This window comes from Puerhibacterium sp. TATVAM-FAB25 (genome assembly GCF_046535855.1).
Classification (GTDB): Bacteria; Actinomycetota; Actinomycetes; order Actinomycetales; family Cellulomonadaceae; genus Puerhibacterium; species Puerhibacterium variabilis_A.
The window spans coordinates 245075-261933 of record NZ_JAXUAK010000003.1 but is presented as its reverse complement, the minus strand read 5'-3'; the positions used below and the strand labels follow the sequence as shown (position 1 = coordinate 261933).

Here is a 16859-nt window from a genome sequence, read left to right as displayed (position 1 = left end):
CAAGAATCGCACCGATGTCCACGCAGACCAACACGCCGGCGGTCCCCGCTATGCCCACCCCGTCCCCGCGGTCGTCCGCGCCGTCGTCCGCGCCGTCGTCGCTGGTGGCGGCGCCGACGTCACCCGACGCGATCCTCGAGGCGCTCGACCCGGAGCAGCGCGAGGTGGCGCTGGCGCTCACCGGCCCGGTCTGCGTGCTCGCCGGCGCGGGCACGGGCAAGACCCGGGCGATCACCCACCGCATCGCCTACGGCGTGCGCACCGGCGTGTACAAGCCGACGTCGGTCCTCGCCGTGACGTTCACGGCGCGTGCCGCGGGGGAGATGCGCACACGGCTGCGCCAGCTCGGCGTCGCCGGCGTGCAGGCGCGCACGTTCCACGCCGCCGCCCTGCGGCAGCTGTCGTACTTCTGGCCCCGCGTGATCGGCGGCGCGCCCTCGCGGATCATGGAGTACAAGGCCCCGGCGGTGGCGGAGGCCGCCCGCCGGCTGGGGATGAGCGTCGACCGGGTGGCCGTGCGCGACCTGGCCAGCGAGATCGAGTGGGCCAAGGTCTCCCTCGTCGCGCCGGACGACTACGAGCAGCGCGCGTCGACCGAGGGGCGGCCCGCCCCGGCCGGCTACGACCTGCAGACCGTGGCCCGCCTGGCCACCGCCTACGAGGACGTCAAGAACGAGCGCGGGGTCATCGACTTCGAGGACGTGCTGCAGATCCTCGCCGGGATCCTCGCCGAGAACCGCGCCGTGGCCGAGGAGGTGCGCAGCCAGTACCGGCACTTCGTCGTGGACGAGTACCAGGACGTCTCGCCGCTGCAGCAGTTCCTGCTCGACCAGTGGCTCGGCGGCCGCAAGGAGCTGTGCGTCGTCGGTGACCCCTCCCAGACGATCTACTCCTTCACCGGCGCCACGCCGCGCTACCTGCTCGACTTCCGCCGCCGCTTCGCGGGTGCGCAGGAGATCCGCCTGGTGCGCGACTACCGCTCCACGCCGCAGGTGGTCCACCTGGCCAACGAGGTGCTGCGCCGCGGCCGGGTCTCCGGCGCGCTCGAGCTGCGCGCGCAGCGCCCGGCCGGCCCGCCGGCGAGCTTCACGGTGTACGACGACGACGAGGCGGAGGCCGCGGGGATCGCCGCGCGCGCCGGGCGGCTGATCGCCCAGGGCGTGCGGCCGAGCGAGATCGCCGTGCTGTACCGGACCAACTCCCAGTCGGAGGCCTTCGAGGCGGCGCTCGCCGACGCCGGCATCGGCTACCAGGTCCGCGGCGGCGAGCGGTTCTTCCAGCGCAAGGAGGTGCGCGACGCCGTCGTGCTGCTGCGTGGTGCCGCCCGGTCGTCGGACCCCGACGTGCCGATGCCCGAGCAGGTCCGCGACGTGCTGACCTCGGCCGGCTGGTCCGACCAGCCGCCCGCCGCCCGCGGCGCGGCGCGCGAGCGCTGGGACGCCATGCAGGCGCTCGTGGCCCTCGCCGACGACCTGGCCGCGGCGGGCACGCCCGAGGCACCGGCCACGATGGCCACGCTGGTGGCCGAGCTCGAGGAGCGCGCCTCGGCGCAGCACGCCCCCACGGTGGAAGGGGTCACGCTCGCGTCGCTGCACGCCGCCAAGGGCCTGGAGTGGGACGCCGTGTTCCTGGCCGGCATGAGCGAGGGGCTGATGCCCATCTCCCTGGCGGAGACCGACGACGCGGTGGCCGAGGAGCGGCGCCTGCTCTACGTGGGCGTCACCCGCGCGCGGGTGCACCTCGAGGTCTCGTTCGCCCGCTCGCGCAACCCCGGCGGCCGCGCCGGCCGCAAGCGCACGCGGTTCCTCGACGGGCTGTGGCCCGACGACGAGGCCGACCGGCGGGCGCGCGCGCCGCGGGCCCGCAAGGGGCAGGCGCGCGAGCTGCTGACCGGCGAGCACGACCAGGCCCTCTTCGACGCGCTGCGCGAGTGGCGCCGCGGGGTGGCGAGCGAGACCGACAAGCCGGCGTTCACGGTGCTCTCGGACGCCACCCTCGCCGCGATCGCGGAGGTGCGCCCCACCTCGACGGCGCAGCTGGCCCGGGTCAACGGGATCGGCCCCGCGAAGATCGACCGGTACGGCGCCACGATCCTCGAGATCGTGGCGCAGGCGGCGGGCTGAGCGGGCGAAAAAACTCCCGCGAGAAAAAACCTCGAAAAAAGATGTGGCCGCTGAGGGGCGCCGGTCTATGCTCGGGGAGTCCCTGACGGAAGGGGTGCGGGCCGAGAGGCCGGCGCCCGAGCAGAGTGAGGAGGTGGGTACAGCGATGGAGAGCTTCAACAGCACCGTGTCGGCGAACGTCCCGGGCATGCCCCTGCAGGCTGCCGCGACCGCCGGCTTCCGTGTGCGCCCGTTCGGCGACGTCCTGCTCGCGGCCGGTGAGTCCGGCAAGCGGCACACGTCTGCCTTCTCGCGGCGCGCTCGCGGCGGCCGCGTCGATATCACGCTCTCGCTCGTACCCGACTCCGTCCCCTGGGTCAGACCGGTCTAGCACCGGATCCAGGCCGCGGAGTCCACTCAGGACCCGCGGCCTTCGTCTTCCCGGCGAAGAAACGGCCCCACGAGGCCGGCCCTCCGGATCCCTGGCACCACCAGGGGTCCACCGCAGGTCCTGGACGCAAGAACCGACGTTCATCCCACAGGACCTCACGGAGGACACCGTGCGACTCGCACACCTGCTCGACGAGCGGCACCTGGAGACGGCTCCCGGGACCGCTGCCTGGACTCCTCACCAACCCCTGGCCACCGCCGACGCCGACCGGGCCGCGCTCGACACCATGCTGCCCTGCCGCACGAACGACGCGGAGCTCTGGTTCGCCGAGCACACCGCCCAGGTCGAGCAGGCGAAGGCGCTGTGCCGTACCTGCCCGCTGCAGGCCGGCTGCCTCGCCGGCGCGATCGACCGCGCCGAGCCGTGGGGCGTGTGGGGCGGCGAGGTGTTCGTCGACGGCGTCGTCGTGGCCCGCAAGCGCGGCCGCGGCCGCCCGCGCAAGACGGACACCACCGCGCCCTCCGCGCCCGCCGGCGTCGCGCAGCCCGCGTCGTCCGCACCCGCGGCGGACGACGCGGTCACGGCCGCCTGACCCTCAGCCCGCCCGGCGACCGCCGGACGGGCTGAGGGTCGTGCACCCGCACCGCGGGTGCGGCCCCAGCGCCGCCGCCCGGGGCACCGCCTCGGGGAGCGCGACCTCGAGCAGCGCACCGGCCGCCGCCGGCCGCAGCCCGTCGAGGTGCGCGAGCACCTGCGCCGCCGCGAGCGCGGCCGCCGCCGCGGCCAGCGTCGTCTCCTGCGGCGCCTCCACGAGCTCGCGCAGCTGCGCGGCGAGCGCCGGCCACGCCGGGTCGGCGTCGGACCGGCGCAGGTCCGCGCACCGCGCGCACGCCGTGACCCCGGGCAGCACGAACGGCCCGACGACCACGTCGGCCTCGCGCACCACCACCGGCAGGTGCGCCACTCCCTGGGCGACCAGCCGCCCGTAGCGCGCCGGCGCCGCCGCCCGCGACTCCACCAGCACGGCCACCTCCGGCGTGCCGTCGTCGAGCACCCGGGCCCGCGGTGCCGCACGGCGCAGCCGCTCGCGCAACGCCTCCGCGCGCGGGCGGCCCACGTCCTCGGCCTCGTAGCCGCCGAGCCCCAGGTCGGTGACCTGGACGGGGGAGCGGTCCGCGGCGACCAGCGTGCCCACCCCGGCCGTGGCGAGGTGCAGCGCCACGGCCGCGCCCAGCCGTCCCAGCCCGGCGACGGCCGCGGTCCGCCGGCCGCGCGCCGCCACGACGGCCAGCCCGCCGCCGTCGGGCAGCAGCGCGCCCAGCACGGGGGCGTCCGCCGTGCCGGCGTCCGGGCCCGTCTCGGCGCGGTGGTCGGCCGCGCCGCCCGGCCGCTGCAGGAACCCGCCGCGCCGGAGCACCGCGGCGATCTCGTCGCGCCGCTCGTCGGCCACGCCGTGCCGGGCGGCCGCCGCGGCGGGCCCGGCGTGCCGGCGCGCGGCCAGGTCCCGCAGCCAGGCCACCTCGGCGCGGTCCAGCCCGGCGAGGCGCAGCGCCCACCGGGGGTCCGTGCCGAGCTGGACCTCGCCGTCGCCGCGGTCGAGCACCACGGTCCCGGGGCGCAGGCGCACGCGGTCGAGGTCGGTCGCGGCGGACGAGCCGGCGCGCACGGGCAGGACGTCGGGCATGCCGCCAGGCTCGCAGGTGCGGCGCCGGCCCGTCGGGCGTCGTCCACAGGCCCGGGAGCGAGCCGACGGGAGCGGGGACGCGCCCGCGGTCGAGGCTCACGAGGACGTGCATGAGGAACCGGACGGTGTGGTGACCACCACATCCGCCCTGTTCTCGGCTACCGTCGTGACGTGGCCCGAGACGTGCGGTCGGTCGTCGAGGTGCGCCGCAGCCGGCGGCGCACCGCGACCGTGAGCGCGTACCGCGACGGGGACCGCACCATCATCGCCATCCCGGCGCGGTTCTCGCACGCGCAGGAGCAGGAGTGGGTCGCGAAGATGCTGGCCCGGCTCGAGGACAAGGAGCGCCGGCGCCACCCGTCCGACGACGAGCTGCTGGCCCGGGCGCGCGAGCTGTCCGAGCGGTATCTCGAGGGCCGGGCGCGGCCGACCAGCGTGCGGTGGTCGGCCAACCAGGGCCGTCGGTGGGGGTCGTGCACCCTCGTCGACGGCTCGATCCGCATCTCCACCCGCGTGCAGGGCATGCCGTCGTGGGTCATCGACTACGTGCTGCTGCACGAGCTGGCGCACCTGCTGCACCCTGGCCACGGGCCGGAGTTCTGGCGGCTGCTCGAGGGCTACCCGCGCACCGACCGGGCGCGCGGGTTCCTCGACGGCGTCGCGTACCGGCAGGAGGCACCAGCCCCGGACCTGCCGCCGGAGCACGCCGCGGGCCGGCCGACCCCGTCGCTCGCCGGGGACGGGGCGCGGCGGGCGCCCGCCGGCGCCGCCGGCTAGCACCGGCCGGCGAGCCCCGCCGGCGCCGGCGGTCAGTCCTGCCGGTCCGGCGATCCGCCGTCCGGGCCCTCGGCGCCGGGCTCGCCCGCGTCGGCCGCACCCGCGTCCCCGGCGTCGGCGTCGCCCGCGGCGAAGATCTGCGCGAGCGCCGCGTCGACGTCGGGGTGCGCCGTGGACTGCGCCTCGCGCCGCGCGAGGTATCCCGCCGGGTCGTCGAGGTCGACGGGTCCGGGCAGCAGGTCGGGGTGGTCCCAGACGGCGTCGCGGCCCTCGGTCCCGCCCGCGAGCGCGACCCGGGAGAACAGCGCGGCGGCGTCGCGGGAGCGGCGCGGGCGCAGCTCGAGGCCGACCAGCGAGGCGAACGTGTGCTCCGCCGGGCCGCCGGCCGCGCGCCGGCGGCGCAGCATCTCGCGCAGCGCGACGGCGTGCGGCAGGTGGGGCAGCGCGGCCTGCGCGGTGACCTCGTCGACCCAGCCCTCCACGAGGGCGAGCGCGGTCTCGAGCCGCAGCAGGGTGGCCTTCTGGTCCTCGGTGGGCTGCAGGCCGAACACGCCGCCGCCCGCGAGCGCCCGGCGCAGCGCGTCGGGGTCGGACGGGTCGACGTCGCGGACCTGCTGCTCGAGCGCGTCGAGGTCGATGGTGATGCCCCGGGCGTACTGCTCCACCAGGCCGAGCAGGTGCGCCCGCACCCACGGCACGTGCGCGAAGAGCCGGGCGTGCGCGGCCTCGCGCAGCGCGAGGAACAGCCGCACCTCGTCCGCCGGGGCGTCGAGGCCGTCGGCGAACGCGGCCACGTTGCTCGGCAGCAGCACCGTGCCCGGCCCGGGCAGCAGCGGGAGGCCGACGTCGGTGGCGCCGAACACCTCGCGCGAGAGCGTGCCCGCGGCGTGCCCCACCTGCATGCCGAAGACGGCGGACCCGAGGCGGCGCAGCAGCTGCGCGGGGTCCAGCCCGCCGAGCCCGCCGCCCAGCCCGCCGCCGACGCCGAGCGGGCCGAGCGCCCCGGCGGGCATGCCGGGCATCTCGATCGACAGGTCCATGCCGCCCGGCATCTGGTCGGCCAGGACGGTGGCCAGGGCGTCGGCCATGGACGAGGCGACCGGCGCCACGAGCGCGTTCCACGCCGGCAGCGTGGCCTCGACCCACTCGGAGCGGCTCCAGGCGTGCTTCGGCCCGCCCGACGGCGGCAGACCGGTCGCGGCGTCGAGCCACAGCTCGGCGACGGTGAGCGCCTCGGTCACCTCGCGGACCTGGCCGCCGGTGAGCGACGGGTCGCCCTCGGCGACGGCCACCTGGCGCGCCAGGTCGTGCGCCACATCGGTGTTGACCGGCCCGTCGCCCGGGGTGGCGAGCATGCGCTGCACCTGGGCCAGGGCCTGCTGCACCGTCGCGGGGTCGGGCATCCCGGCCCCGGCCAGCGCCGCGGGGTCGAAGCCCTGGGCGCGCATCTGGGCGAGCACCTCGTCGGCGCGGTCGCCGAAGAGCTGCTGCAGCATCTCGCGCAGCATGCGCTCGTTGTCGGCGCCGTCTCCGGGCTGGTCTGGGGTCATTCGCGTGCTCCTCGGGTCGTCGACGGCCGTGCGCGCCGCGGGCGGGGCTCCCCGCGCCGTCGTCACTCACCGTAACCAGGCCAACGGCGGCCCGGGGCGGCCGGTGCCGGCTTTCGCCCACAGCGCAGCGAGCGGCGATGATGGGCCGGTGACGTCCACCGACCACGGCCTCAGGCCCCTGCTCCCGGACGACGCCGAGCCCGCCGTCGTCCCCGCGCCGCCGGCGAGCCCTCGCACGGTCACCCTGGCGGTGTCCGCGCTGGCCACGGCCTTGCTCGGCGCGGCCGCGCTGGTGCTGCCGACGGCGTACGCGGTGCGCATGCCGGGCCCCACGGAGGACACGCTCGGCACCCAGACGGTCGGCACGGGCGACGACGTCCGCGAGGAGCAGCTGGTCGACGTCGAGGGCGCGCCCACCTACCCGTCGACCGGCGAGCTGCGGCTGACCACGGTCTCCGTGGGCGGCGGCCCCGTGAGCGACGTCTTCGCCGCGGACGCGCTGCTCGCGTGGGCGTCCCCGGCGCGCGCCGCCCTGCCGGCCTCCGTCGTCTTCCCGCAGGAGGTCACGCGCGAGGAGCAGGAGGAGCAGAGCGCCGCCCAGATGACCAGCTCCCAGGAGGCCGCCACGGCCGCGGCCCTCACCGAGCTGGGGTACGACGTGCCCGCGACACTCACCGTGGCGGGCGCGGTCGAGGACGCCCCGGCCGCGGAGGTCGTCGCCGCCGGCGACGTCATCCGCAGCCTCGACGGGCAGGCCGTGGCGAGCTACGCCGAGCTGCTCGACCTGCTGTCCGGTGTGACCCCGGGCGACCACGTCGTGCTCGGCGTGGAGCGCGACGGCCAGGAGCGGGACCTGGCCGTCACGACGACGGAGGGCGACGGGCGCGCGGCGCTGGGCGTCTACGTCGCCGCCGACTACGACTTCCCCCTCGACGTGACGATCAAGATCGAGGACGTCGGCGGCCCGAGCGCCGGGCTGATGTTCGCCCTGGCGATCGTCGACGAGCTCACGCCCGAGGACGAGCTGGCCGGCGCCGTCGTGGCCGGCACGGGCACCATCGACGTCGACGGTGCGGTGGGGCGGATCGGCGGCATCGTGCAGAAGCTGCGCGCCGCCGAGCGCGACGGCGCCGACTGGTTCCTCGCGCCGGCCGACAACTGCCCGGAGGTGGTGGGCGCCGTGCCCGACGGTCTGCGCGTGGTGAAGGTCGCCTCGCTGGCCGAGGCGCGGGACGCGATCGAGGCGATCGGCGCGGGCGAGGCCGACGGTCTGCCCACCTGCTCCTGACGGTCGTCCCGTCCTGACGGTCGTCCGGCGGCGCCGACGGCGCCGTCGTCGCCGGACGGAGTCCAGGCAGCGCCCCGACCGGGCCCCGCCGGCGGTCCGGCGGCGTCCCGACGGCGTGCTGCCCGCCTCCCGGACGGCGCCTTCCCGGGGCGCCGAGGGCCGCCCGCGGCGAGATCGTGACGAGTTCGTGACCGTCGGGGCTGACCTGGCGGGGGATCGGTGGGAACCTGGGAACCACCAGGGGCGTTTCCCTGGGAGGTCCTGTGTCCGGCGGTGCCTCGCGCGCGAGGTGCCCCGCCGGAGCCGGGCCGTCCGAACCGAGCAAGCCCCCGAGTGAGGTGCCCGTGTCCTTCGCCCCACCCCGTCGTCCCGGACCGCCGTCGTCACGGCGCCGCCGCAGCCCGATCGTCGTCACGGTCGCGGTGCTGGCGGCGGTCGTGGCCGCGGTGCTGATCCTCGCCCAGTTCTGGACCGAGGTGATGTGGTTCGACGCACTCGGGTTCGAGCGCGTGGTGTGGACCCAGTGGATCGCCCGCGCCGTGCTGTTCGCGATCGGGTTCGTCCTCATGGCCGGCCCCGTCTACTGGTCCTTCTCGGCCGCCTACCGGGCGCGCCCGGTCTACGCGCCGACGACGCCGGAGCAGGCCACGCTCGACCAGTACCGCGAGGCGGTCGAGCCCCTGCGCCGCGTCGTCACCATCGCCGCGCCCGTCGTCGTCGGGTTCTTCGCCGGCGTCGCCGCGTCCGCGCAGTGGCGCACCGTGATGCTCGCGATCAACTCCCAGCCGTTCGGCACGCAGGACCCGCAGTTCGGCATCGACCACGGGTTCTACGTGTTCCAGCTGCCGGCGCTGCGCTTCGCCGTCGGGCTGCTGATCTCCGTCGTCGTGGTGTCCGCCATCGCCGCGCTGGTGACCCACTACCTGTACGGCGGCCTGCGGGTGGGCCCCGTGCCGCCCGGCACGCCCCGCACCACCCGCGCCGCGCGGATCCACCTGGCCGTCCTGGCCGCGCTGTTCATGATGCTGCTGGCCGCCAACTACTGGCTGGACCGCTACTCCGTGCTCACGGCGTCGGGCGAGAAGTTCGACGGCGCGTCGTACTCCGACGTGCACGCCGTCATCCCGTCCAAGGCGATCCTCGCCGGCGTGGCGATCCTCGTGGCCGTGCTGTTCCTCATCGCCGCGTTCCGCGGCAACTGGCGCCTGCCGGCGATCGGCGTCGGCCTCATGGTCGTCTCGGCCGTCGCCATCGGCGGCATCTACCCGGCCGTGGTGCAGCGCTTCCAGGTCACGCCGAACGCCCAGGAGCTCGAGGCGGAGTTCATCCAGCGCAACATCGACTCGACGCTCACCGCGTTCGCGCTCGACGACGTCGAGACCCAGCAGTACGACGCGACGACCGAGGCCGAGCAGGGCGCGCTGCGCGAGGACGCCGAGACCGCGGCGTCGATCCGCCTGCTCGACCCGCAGGTGGTCAGCCCGTCGTTCCGCCAGCTGCAGCAGAACAAGCAGTACTACGACTTCACCGACAACCTCGCCGTCGACCGCTACACCGTGGACGGCGAGTCGCGCGACACCGTCATCGCGGTCCGCGAGCTCAACCTCGACGGCCTGGGCGCCAACCAGCGCAACTGGGTCAACGACCACACGGTGTTCACGCACGGCTACGGCGTCGTGGCGGCCTACGGCGACCAGCCGGGGCCCGACGGGCGGCCGGCGTTCTTCGAGGGCGGCATCCCGACCGAGGGTGCGCTGACCGGCGCGGAGGAGTACGAGCCGCGCATCTACTTCAGCCCGAGCACCGAGACGTACTCGATCGTCGGCGCCCCGGACGACGCGGAGCCGTGGGAGCTCGACTACCAGGCCGACGACGAGGAGGGCGGCGGGCAGGTCAACACCACCTTCCCGACCGAGGAGGTCACCGCCGGCCCCAGCATCGGCAACCTCGCCGCCAAGGTGCTGTACGCGCTGAAGTTCGGCGCGCAGGAGATCCTGTTCTCCGACCGCGTCACCGACGAGTCGCAGATCCTCTACGACCGCGACCCGCAGCAGCGCGTGGCCAAGGTGGCGCCGTGGCTGACGCTCGACAACCGCGTCTACCCGGCCGTCGTCGACGGGCGCGTCAAGTGGATCGTCGACGCCTACACGACGTCGAACGCCTACCCGTACTCCACGTCGACGCCGCTGCAGGAGTCGGTCACGGACTCCCTCACGCTGGCCGCCCAGCAGGGCGCGCCGATCGAGCTGCCGGAGCAGGTCAACTACATCCGCAACTCGGTGAAGGCCACGGTCGACGCCTACGACGGCTCGGTGACCCTCTACGCGTGGGAGCCGAACGACCCGGTCCTCAAGGCGTGGCAGAGCGTCTTCCCCACCTCGGTGGAGCCGATGTCGGAGATCTCCGGCGACCTGATGAGCCACCTGCGCTACCCGGAGGACCTGTTCAAGGTGCAGCGCACGCTGCTGCGCGACTACCACGTCACCGACGCCGAGCAGTTCTTCTCCGGCCAGGACTTCTGGGCCAACCCCACGGACCCGACGCAGTCGGGCGAGAGCTCGCCGCTGCAGCCGCCGTACTACCTGACGCTGCAGATGCCCGGGCAGGAGAGCCCCGCGTTCTCGCTGACGAGCACCTTCATCCCCGGCGGCAACTCCAACCGGCAGATCCTCACCGGCTTCCTGGCGGTCGACGCGGAGGCCGGGTCGGAGGCGGGCCAGAGGTCGCCGGACTACGGCAGGCTGCGGCTGCTGGAGCTGCCGCGCGACCTGACGGTGCCGGGCCCCGGCCAGGTGCAGAACAACTTCGACTCGAACCCGACGATCTCCGAGCAGCTCAACATCCTCGAGCGCGGCTCGTCGTCGGTGGTGCGCGGCAACCAGCTGACGCTCCCGGTGGGCGGCGGTCTGCTGTACGTGCAGCCGGTCTACATCCAGTCGGCCACCGGCACGCAGTTCCCGCTGCTGCGCCGCGTGCTGGTCGCGTTCGGCGACCAGACCGGGTACGCCGAGACGCTCGACGAGGCGCTCGACCAGGTGTTCGGCGGCGACTCCGGCGCCGACGCGGGCGACGCGCAGGGCAATGCCGAGGACGAGGCGCCCACGGCGCCGGTCGACGAGGGCGGCGGCGCCACGGAGCCGGAGCCCTCGCCGGAGCCGACGACGACGCAGGAGCCGGCGCCCGCGCCGACGGGCGACGCCCGGGCCCGCCTGGACGCTGCGCTCCAGGACGCCAACGAGGCCCTGCAGCAGGGTCAGACGGCGCTGCAGGAGGGCGACTTCGCCGCCTACGGCGAGGCGCAGGAGCGGCTGCAGTCGGCGCTCGAGGCGGCCGTCGCGGCCGAGGACGAGCTGGAGGGCGCGGCCGGCTGACGCCGGCAGGCCCGCCCGGCCGAGCGCCGGGCCGACGCCGCGGGGCGGTCCCAGGAGGGGCCGCCCCGCGGCGTCTCCGGCCCCCGTCCTCCTGGGCCGCGGGCCCCGCGGGGCCGCCGCAGCTGGTGGAGTGTCGGCCGGGGTGTCGGGCGGGGTGTCGGGCGTCACAGATGACCGATTTGGCGTCCGGCGCCCGGGTCGCGTAATGTTCAGGGAGTCGACGCGGGGTGGAGCAGCTCGGTAGCTCGCTGGGCTCATAACCCAGAGGTCGCAGGTTCAAATCCTGCCCCCGCTACCAGACGGATCTGCGAAGGCAGGTCTGGACGAAGGCCCCCAGGGATCACCCTGGGGGCCTTCGTCGTCTCCTGTGCAGGTCAGGTGCTGCGGCGGGCGTCGGCGCCTCAGCCGGTGCCGTCCGACGGCGTGGTCCCGCGTCCGGACGGCACGACCCCGCGCTCGCGCGGCAGCAGCCAGCCAGACCGTCGCGTGTCCCGGGCGTCGGCCGCCCGCTGCGCCTCACGGGCCGGCTCGACCAGCGCGCGCTGGTAGCGGCGCACCGCGTCGAGATAGTCGTGGGTCCAGACCAGCCGGGCCGCGGTGGCGGTGCGGCCGGGATCCGCGCTGGTCAGGTCGCCGCGCAGCGCGTCCACCAGCCCCTCGGGCGGCGCGGCGGGGGCCAGCGGGTCGGGGACGGTGCGGTCGCCGACCAGGCTGCGGGCCAGGGCGTCGTACCAGCCGACCAGCCGGTGCGCGGCGTCGTCGATGCCGCGGCGGGCCGCCGGTCGCGGCGCCGGGGCCGAGGCGCCGTCGCGCTGCCAGAGCGCGACGACGGCGTCGGCGACCAGCCGCACGCCGACCACACCGTTGACCAGGCTGGTCACGTTCGCCAGCGAGGAGGGCTTGGCTCCGCGCTCGGTGAGGTAGGTGCGGTAGGCGTCGTCGAGGCGGCGCGACGCTGCGGACGCGGCGGTGGCGCCGATCGTGGGCGGTGGTGCCGCGGCCGGCCCGCGCTCGCCGCAGGCCATCCCGTAGCCGACGGCGGCGTCGAGGTAGCGGATGCTGTCGCCGTACGCCCCGGCGATCGCGCGACGCAGCTCGGCTCCGGCGCCCCGCGGCCAGAACAGCAGCCCGACGAGCAGGCTGACGCCGCAGCCGAGCGCGACGTCCTCGACCCGCACCAGCCCGACCTGCCAGCCGGCCGGCTGGAGCAGGTTGAACAGGATCATCACCAGGACCGTGAACGCGGCCTGCCCGGCCGCGAACGAGATCGCCGCCGGAAGGAAGCCCGCTACCAGCACCGCGAGCGGGAACACCGCCCAGAGCACGGGCTCGTCGGTCCCGATCAGGCGCACCAGCAGGCCGCCGACCCCGAACCCGACCGCGGTGCCGAGCAGGCCCCGCAGCGCCTGCTGCCCGGTGCTGAGGGCGTTGGAGCGCAGCACCGACAGCGTGCCCAGGACGACCCAGAACGCGTGCTGGATGCCCGAGCTGTCGGCGACGAGCACCGCGAGCGCGAGCCCGACCGCGCCGCGCACGCTGTTCTGCAGCCAGACCGAGCGCAGCCGCAGGTGCGCCGAGCCGCGCTCGACGGCCGCCGCCCAGCCGGACGAGATCCCGGCGGGCTGGCGGCCCAGGAGCCGGTCGGCCCAGGTCCGTCGCCACGCCGCGGAGGCCAGCACGACGTTCGTCGCGAGCTGGCAGGCGCCGAACGCGAGCTCCTGGGAGCGGAACATCGGGTCGAGCGCGGTGAGCGTGAGGTCGCGGGCGTCGGTGTCGGTGTCGGTGTCGGTGTCGGCGCCGGTGCGGGCCCAGCCCTCGGCGCGCCCGGCCAGCGCGCTCACGACGTGGTCGTCGAGGGCCTCGACGGCGGTGCGCAGGCCCGCGACCCGGGCCTCGAGGTCGCGGCTGCCGGCCGCGGGGTCGTGCAGCACCCGGGCGGACAGGCCGAGCACGTCGGCTGTGGCGAGCTGGGCCGCGCTGACCTCCGGGTCGACGTGGTGGGCGGCCGCTGCGGTGGGCCGGCCGCGCTGCACCGCCTGGGCCAACCACTCGAGCTCGTCGGCCAGCCGCACCACGGCGCGGTCGACGGTGTTCAGCGTCGTCGGCCGGTACGGCGCGGCGAGAAAGGCCAGCCGGAGCTCCTCGGCCGCCGCGTCCGAGGCCGCGACCGCCCGCTCACGCTGCGCGAGGCCGGGCGCGCCCGGCCCGCCCGCGGCGAAGGCGACCTCCGCCCGGATCCGCGCCGCCATCAGCCGCAGACAGCGGGCCGCGGGCTCGCGCAGCGGGTCGGTGGTCGGCGTCGGCCACAGCAGCCCGACCGCGAGCAGGCCGAGGCCGGCGGCGAGGCCCCAGCCGGCGATCCGCTCCGGGATCGCGCTCGCCGGTGCCGGCAGGCAGGCCGGCAGGACGTAGGCCAGCAGCAGCGCCGGGGTCGCGCTCGCGAGGATCGAGCTGACGACGCCGGCGAAGAGGATCGGCAGCCCCACCGCCAGCATCCCGACCGCGGCCAGCCAGGGGTGCGCGGAGGTCAGCGTCCCGAGGCACACCAGCCCGACGCCGGCCGCCCCGAGCGCCGCCTGGGCCTGCAGCCGCTGCGGCATCGGCCCGGTGAAGTCGGCCAGGAGCAGCACGGCGAACGAGCCGAACACCGCGAACAGCGCGAGGTGCTCGTTGCCGACGACCTCCAGGCCGAGATAGAGCGCCAGCGGCATCACCAGCGCGCCCCGGGCGGCCCGACGCAACGCCGCCAGGTTGCGGTCGTGTCGTCGCGCCCAGTCGAGCCACCTCATCCACTGTGATTCTGCCGGTCGGTCGGCCCCCTGCCCACCCCCGTGACGGGGTGGGCCGCCGCCCGGCCTGGCCGTCGGGACCGCCGGCGCGTCACGATCCAGGGACGAGGGACGCCGGGCGGCGGCGTCGGGGCGATCGCTGCTGTCCACCGAGTGAGGCTCGTCACCGGGCGGGCGAAGCAGGAATGCCTGGTCCCGGTGAGCCGTTGACACCACCGTCGCCGCCTCGCGCGGTGGTCCGACCGTGACGACCGCGACGCGCCCGTGGCGCCCTCCTGACGAGCAGCGACACGACCGGCCGACGCCGGACCCCCAGGTCCGGGCCGTCGACCACGCCCGCGGGCGCCCGCCCCCTCACCGGCTCGCTGCCGGTCGTCGGTGCGCGAGGGTGCCGTGGCACACCGCAGCCGTCGCCGCGTCGCGCTGCGCCGATCCCCAGCCCGTGACCCCGGTCGTCGGCCCCCCGCGCGGACCCGGTGACCCGAAGAGGACCGTGAGCATCCAGGCACCCGTCGCGACCACGACCTCCGCACCGACGTCCGGACCGACTCCCGGGCCGGCTCGCGGCCCCCGTCAGCACCCCACGACGCCCCGCGCCCGCGGAGCGGGCTGGCGCTTCGGGGCGATCGGCGTCGCCTCGAGCGTCCTCTACGGGCTCGTCGTCGGTGCGCTCGGGCTGGCCCCGGCCGTCTCGGCGCAGGCGGCGCACCTCGTGGCGACCGCCGTGTCGACCGTGACCGGCAGCGCCCTGCACCGCGGGTTCACCTTCCGCGCCACCCACGCCGCCTCTTGGCGGCGCAGCCAGGTGGCCGGCGGCGGCACCGCGCTGCTGGGGATGGGGATGAGCACGATGGCCCTGACGCTCTGGCAGCACGCGATGCCGCACTCGGGCCGCCTCGGGAACGTCGTGCTCGTCTACGCCGTCAACGGCCTCATGGGCCTGGTCAACTTCTTCGTGATGCGGCGGGTGCTGCGGGCCGGGCCTGCCGCGGGCCGCGAGCCCGCCCGCGCCTGAGGCCGGCCTCCGCGCGCCGCGGCCCGGCCGAGGCGCGAGGATGCGCGCATGAGGATTCTCGTGACCGGCGCGGCCGGCAAGCTCGGGCGCGTCGTGGTGGAGGACCTGGTCGCGCACGGCCACGGGGTGCACGCCGTGGACCGCGTGCCGGTCCCCGCGCGGGCCGGCGTCACCAGCACGGTGGTGGACCTGGCCGACCACGGCCAGGTCCTGGAGGCCGTCGCGGGCCGCACCGACGACCGGGGCGGCGCCTTCGACGCGGTCGTCCACCTGGGTGCGATCCCGGCCCCCGGCAACGCCCCGAACGCGGTGATCTTCCGGAACAACACGGCGGCCACGTACAACGTGCTCGCCGCCGCACGGGCGGCGGGCGTCCGCAAGGTGGTCTGGGCGTCCAGCGAGACGCTGCTCGGCCTGCCGTTCGACGAGCTGCCGCCGTACCTCCCCGTCGACGAGGAGCAGCCCGTGCGGCCCGGGTCGAGCTACTCGCTGGGCAAGGCGGTGGACGAGGAGGTGGCACGGCACTTCGCCCGGTGGGACCCGGAGGCGTCGCTCATCGGCCTGCGGTTCTCGAACGTCATGACCGACGAGGACTACGCCCGCTTCGAGGAGTGGCAGGACGACCCGAGCCGGCGGGCCTGGAACCTGTGGGGCTACATCGACGCCCGCGACGGCGCGCAGGCGGTCCGGCGGGCGCTCCAGGCGGACCGGCGCGGCGCCGAGGTGTTCATCATCGCCGCGGCCGACACGGTGCTGCGCGCGGACAACTCCACGGTGCTCACGGGCCGCTACGCCGAGATCCCGGTCACCGGCGACGTCTCGGGGCGCAGCACCCTGCTGAGCATCCGCAAGGCGCGCGAGGAGCTGGGGTACGAGCCGCAGCACAGCTGGATCGACCGGGTGTGAGCAGGACGGCCGTGCCGGGGGAGATGCCGGGGGAGGTGCCGGGGGAGGTGGCGGGGGACTCAGCCCGCGTGCGCGGACGTCTCGCGGTCGTCGCGACCCTCGTGGTGGTGGTCGGCGCGGCCGTCGCGGTCGGCAGCCTGGCCGGCTCGCGGCGGTCCGGCGGCGAGCGCACCGTCACCGCCTACCTCACGGGCTACTCCTACTGGGACAACACGCCACCAGGGTCCGCCGGGATCTCCCACCCGGTCGTCCACGAGGAGGCCGGCGGGACCGGCACCTACGCCGACCCCGTCACGGTCGCGGTCGGCCACACGATCATCGGCGACCGGGACGAGCTCGACTGGCCGGCGGGCACCCGGTTCTACGTGCCCAGCCTGCGGCGCTACCTCGTCGTCGAGGACACCTGCGGCGACGGCCCGCGACCCCAGGACGGGCCGTGCCACGCCGGCTACCCGCGCGGGGCGTCCACCTGGCTCGACGTGTGGGTCGGCGGCGCGGGCGCGCCCCGGTCGCGGTCGGACGCCTGCATGCGGGCGATCACGCAGGTGACGCGGGTGATCGTCGACCCGGAGCCGGGCCACCCGGTCAGCGCCGGGGAGCTGACCGGCGGCCCCTGCTAGGCCCGGACCGAGGGGCGGCCAGCTTCGTCAGCGCGGCGAAGGCCCGGACCGCGCGGTCCGGACCCTCGTCAGCGTCGGGCGGTGACGGGTGTCGTCACTCGGTGCCGAGGCGCTTGTCCGCCTGGTCGGTGCCCTTGTCGATCTGCTCGTCGTGCTTGCCGCCGGTGGCCTTCGAGGCGGCGTCGCCCGCCTTGTCGAGGCCGGCGTCCGACGCCTTCTCGCCCTTGTCGCTGCTCAGCGCGTCCGAGGCCTTGTTCTTCAGGTCGTCGATACCCACGGTGCGTCCTCTCGTCGATGTCCAGGGCCGTCACCGGCCGTCGGGGGCCGGTGCCCACCCATGGTTGCCGGCCGTCGCGGGCGGTCGCA

The 16859-nt window shown here is 75.9% G+C and carries 13 protein-coding genes and 1 tRNA gene; 10 read left to right on the top strand and 4 right to left on the bottom strand.

Annotated features, from left to right (window positions below):
- Positions 1-14 precede the first annotated feature (14 nt).
- The 3 genes from U5M74_RS05230 (at position 15) to U5M74_RS05220 (ending at position 3085) form a co-directional block, all read left to right on the top strand.
- A complete protein-coding gene (locus U5M74_RS05230) occupies positions 15-2123 on the top strand; it encodes an ATP-dependent helicase (RefSeq protein WP_410906789.1) in 2109 nt (702 codons plus the stop codon).
- 145 nt (positions 2124-2268) lie between these two features.
- Complete coding sequence (locus U5M74_RS05225) at positions 2269-2493, top strand: hypothetical protein (protein WP_410906787.1); 225 nt, start codon at positions 2269-2271, stop codon at positions 2491-2493.
- Between the two features lie 184 nt (positions 2494-2677).
- Positions 2678-3085 carry a WhiB family transcriptional regulator gene (locus U5M74_RS05220; protein ID WP_410906880.1) on the top strand — a complete coding sequence of 136 codons (408 nt, stop codon included), beginning with the start codon at positions 2678-2680 and terminating at the stop codon, positions 3083-3085.
- Positions 3086-3088: 3 nt separating this feature from the next.
- Here the strand turns inward: U5M74_RS05220 and U5M74_RS05215 are convergent, their stop codons facing one another.
- Positions 3089-4177 carry a ThiF family adenylyltransferase gene (locus U5M74_RS05215; protein WP_410906785.1) on the bottom strand — a complete coding sequence of 363 codons (1089 nt, stop codon included), beginning with the start codon at positions 4175-4177 and terminating at the stop codon, positions 3089-3091.
- Positions 4178-4348: 171 nt separating this feature from the next.
- Here U5M74_RS05215 and U5M74_RS05210 point away from each other — a divergent pair, with 171 nt between their 5' ends.
- Complete coding sequence (locus tag U5M74_RS05210) at positions 4349-4954, top strand: M48 family metallopeptidase (RefSeq protein WP_410906783.1); 606 nt, start codon at positions 4349-4351, stop codon at positions 4952-4954.
- Between the two features lie 32 nt (positions 4955-4986).
- On the opposite strand, the gene U5M74_RS05205 is transcribed toward U5M74_RS05210, so the two are convergent.
- The gene (locus U5M74_RS05205) at positions 4987-6504 is read right to left on the bottom strand and encodes a zinc-dependent metalloprotease (RefSeq protein WP_410906781.1); all 1518 of its coding nucleotides are present in this window, start codon (positions 6502-6504) and stop codon (positions 4987-4989) included.
- A 148-nt stretch (positions 6505-6652) separates the two neighbouring features.
- Between U5M74_RS05205 and U5M74_RS05200 the strand changes: the two genes are divergently transcribed.
- From U5M74_RS05200 to U5M74_RS05190, 3 genes are all read left to right on the top strand, one after another.
- The gene (locus U5M74_RS05200; protein ID WP_410906780.1) at positions 6653-7792 is read left to right on the top strand and encodes a PDZ domain-containing protein; all 1140 of its coding nucleotides are present in this window, start codon (positions 6653-6655) and stop codon (positions 7790-7792) included.
- A 344-nt stretch (positions 7793-8136) separates the two neighbouring features.
- Positions 8137-11163, top strand: coding sequence for a UPF0182 family protein (locus U5M74_RS05195; protein ID WP_410906778.1), 3027 nt, complete (start codon positions 8137-8139; stop codon positions 11161-11163).
- 221 nt (positions 11164-11384) lie between these two features.
- A tRNA-Met gene (locus U5M74_RS05190) sits at positions 11385-11461 on the top strand.
- Positions 11462-11564: 103 nt separating this feature from the next.
- On the opposite strand, the gene U5M74_RS05185 is transcribed toward U5M74_RS05190, so the two are convergent.
- Positions 11565-13952 (bottom strand): FUSC family protein, encoded by a 2388-nt coding sequence (locus U5M74_RS05185; protein ID WP_410906776.1) that lies wholly within the window; start codon positions 13950-13952, stop codon positions 11565-11567.
- 493 nt (positions 13953-14445) lie between these two features.
- Here U5M74_RS05185 and U5M74_RS05180 point away from each other — a divergent pair, with 493 nt between their 5' ends.
- The 3 genes from U5M74_RS05180 to U5M74_RS05170 are packed head-to-tail and all read left to right on the top strand — an operon-like array spanning position 14446 to position 16493.
- Positions 14446-14967, top strand: a complete 522-nt coding sequence (locus tag U5M74_RS05180) for a GtrA family protein (RefSeq protein ID WP_410906774.1) — start codon at positions 14446-14448, stop codon at positions 14965-14967.
- 48 nt (positions 14968-15015) lie between these two features.
- On the top strand, positions 15016-15873 hold the full coding sequence (locus U5M74_RS05175; RefSeq protein WP_410906772.1) for an NAD-dependent epimerase/dehydratase family protein: 858 nt from the start codon (positions 15016-15018) through the stop codon (positions 15871-15873).
- On the top strand, positions 15870-16493 hold the full coding sequence (locus U5M74_RS05170; protein ID WP_410906770.1) for a hypothetical protein: 624 nt from the start codon (positions 15870-15872) through the stop codon (positions 16491-16493). The genes U5M74_RS05175 and U5M74_RS05170 overlap by 4 nt, the downstream gene beginning before the upstream one ends.
- Positions 16494-16587: 94 nt before the next feature.
- Here the strand turns inward: U5M74_RS05170 and U5M74_RS05165 are convergent, their stop codons facing one another.
- A complete protein-coding gene (locus tag U5M74_RS05165; protein WP_410906768.1) occupies positions 16588-16770 on the bottom strand; it encodes an antitoxin in 183 nt (60 codons plus the stop codon).
- Between the last annotated feature and the right edge of the window lie 89 nt (positions 16771-16859).